This window comes from Mesorhizobium sp. M2C.T.Ca.TU.002.02.1.1 (genome assembly GCF_003997225.1).
On the sequence record NZ_RZTO01000795.1, the window covers coordinates 1 to 2,793 of the forward strand.

Annotated in this window: 2 protein-coding genes; both read right to left on the reverse strand. The window is 64.3% G+C overall.

The features are described 5' to 3' along the window. Positions 1-1,712, reverse strand: a 1,712-nt coding sequence (locus EOD07_RS29520) for a GNVR domain-containing protein (protein WP_127237849.1), incomplete at its 3' end; no start/stop codon positions are given. 167 nt (positions 1,713-1,879) lie between these two features. After that, the gene (gene galU / locus EOD07_RS29525) at positions 1,880-2,776 is read right to left on the reverse strand and encodes a UTP--glucose-1-phosphate uridylyltransferase GalU (protein WP_127237850.1); all 897 of its coding nucleotides are present in this window, start codon (positions 2,774-2,776) and stop codon (positions 1,880-1,882) included. Positions 2,777-2,793: the final 17 nt, after the last annotated feature.

Consider the following 2,793-nt stretch of genomic DNA (forward strand, 5'->3'; position numbering starts at 1 on the left):
ATCTTGGCGTTGCGCAGCGTCTCGGCGAACATCGAAGCCGGGGCATCGATGCTGACACGCATGCGCGCCCGTTTCTCCGCCGCGGAAAGGCTTGCCACCTTGCCGTCGGCCGGCAGGTCGTCGGCCTTGGAATCCTTGGCCTTGCCGCCGCCGATCGTCGGCAGATAGCCGAGGAACTTCAGTCCCACACGGTCACGGATGTCCTCGCCCGTCCTGAAGAACCGCTCGTTGAACTCGTTGAGGCCGCCGAAGCCGGCGCCGAGCATCAGGCCGAGCACCAGCGACAGCGCCAGCACGCGCAAGGTGCGGGGGCTGGAGGCCGCGAGCGGCATCGTCGCGTCGGATATGATGCGGACCTTGCCGACCGGGAAGGACTGCTGCTGCGAGGCTTCCTCGTAACGGCTGAGGAAGGTCTGGTAGAGCGTGGTCAGCGCCTGGGCCTGCTGATCGAGCTCCTTCAGCTTCACCTGCGACTGGTTGTCGATCGAGCTCTTGCCGGCGGCCGTGGAGATCTTGTCGCGCAGCGCCTGCTCGCGCGCCTGCGCCACTTGGAAGTCGTTGCGGTAGCTTTCGGTGAGCTGCTTCAGCTGACCGAAAATCTGCGCCAAGACGTCGGCCTTTTCCTTGGCCAGCGCGACCGCCTGCGGATGGTCCTTGCCAAAATTGGTCTCGACGTCCTGCAGGCGTTTGGCGATGGCCAGATAGCGGGTCTTGAGCCCGATGATGACCGAGCTGCTCGGCTGGTCGGCGCCGATGGCCGAATCGTTGAAGGCGCTTTCGGAGCCGCTGTCGACGATCGCCTTGTATTGCTGGTAGCGAGCGCTGGCTCTGGCGGTATCGGCCTGGGCGACGATGAGCTGCGCATTGAGATCGGCGAGCTGTTTGTCGCTCAGCAACTGGCCGTCGCTGTTGGCGGAGAGCCCATGTTCGGCCCTGAACTTCTCGACCGCCATCGCAGCCCGCTGCGAGCTTTCGCGCAGCTCGGTGAGCCGGCCCTGCAGCCACAAGGCGGCGCGCTCGGTGGCATCGAAGCTGGCGTTGAGTTGGTCGGCCAGATAGGCATCGGCATAGGCCTTGGTAATGGCCGTGGCCAAAGCAGGGTCGGGCGCCTGGTAGCCGATGGAAATCACGTAGCTGCGGCCGTTGCGCTGCGCCAGCACCTCGCTCTGCAGCTTCAACACGGCATAGTCGTGCGTCGCCGTCTTGATCATGGCCTGGCGCGTCGCCTCGTCGACATTCTCAATGCCGGGGATGTCGCCCGCCGAGCTGCCGCGGAAATATCCGACCACGCCGCGCAGGAAGCCTATGCCCTTGGCCAGCGCCGATTGGGGCGGGTTCATGAACGCGTCGTTCTGATCGAGCTTCAGCTTGTCGACCACCACCGACGCCAGGCGTGCGGAGGTGAGAATCTCGACCTGGCTGAGAAAGGAAGCGTCGGTCTGAACGGTTTGTGACGCCGCCGAGATGTCGTCGACGACCTTGTTCAGGCCCTCGTCGACCAGGACGCTCGCCACGGACATATATTGCTTGGGCGTGGTCTGCAGATAGATCACGCCCAGGAACAGGCCGATGACGGCGCAGGCCGCCACGACCTTGGCCTGTCGGGCCGCCATACCGAGCAGACGCTCGACATCGATGAAGTCTTCGCCCTTTTCCTGATCGGCACCGGGCAACGGCACCCTCTTGTCGAGAGGGAAGTTGGCATAGTTCATGTTCGGTCCAATTCCAGGTTGCAGGCGCTATCGGCCTTGGTAGATCGGCGTCGTGACCAGAAAAGACCGCGCAACGTTGTTGCCAGGATGCGCCGGGCCGGAAGGCCCGGGCGCTGGAGTGGCTGTCGCGCCATCGCGAAACCGCATATGCACCCGAAAGATGGGCATTATGCGGCTACTTCCCGGCGCTCATGCGACCGGACAAATTGCTGCAGCATCTCGAAGACAGGGCCCTTCATGTCGTCGCGCGCCAAGGCGAAGGCGATGGTGGCCTCGATGAAGCCCTCCTTGGAGCCGCAGTCGAACATGCGGCCGTCGAAAGGCTGGGCGTAGAAAGGCTGGCTCTGAGCCAGGCGCACCATGGCGTCGGTGAGCTGGATTTCGTTGCCGGCGCCGCGTTGCTGGTTGCCGAGCAGGGCGAAGACCTCCGGCTGCAGGACGTAGCGGCCGTTGATGTAAAAATTCGACGGCGCGTTGGCGGGCGCCGGCTTTTCGACCATCGCCGTGACCTTGAAGCCGGAGCCGACCTCGTCGCCGCGGCCGACAATACCGTATTTGCTGGTTTCAGCCGGGTCGCAGCGCTCCACGGCGATCACATTGCCGCCGGTGCGCTGGTAAAGGTCGACCGTCTCGGCAAGGCAGCCGCGCGCGCCAAAGGACACCATGTCGGGAAGCAGCAGCGCGAACGGCTCGTTGCCGATCACGTCGCGCGCGCACCATACGGCGTGGCCGAGACCCTGCGGCGACTGCTGGCGGATGAAGGAGGTGGCGCCGGCCATCGGCAGCAGGCTTTCCAGCGATTCGAGCTGCGCCTTCTTGCCGGTCTGCTCCAGCGTGCCGATCAGTTCAGGGTGCAGGTCGAAATAGTCCTCGATGACCGCCTTGTTGCGGCCGGTGACGAAGACGATGTGCTCGATGCCGGCCTCGAACGCCTCGTCGACGGCATATTGCACGACAGGCTTGTCGACGACGGGCAGCATTTCCTTCGGCATCGACTTGGTCGCCGGCAGGAACCGCGTTCCGAGCCCCGCCACCGGGATGACTGCCTTCCTGACTTTCTGCATCTGGTCTTCCTTCTGAG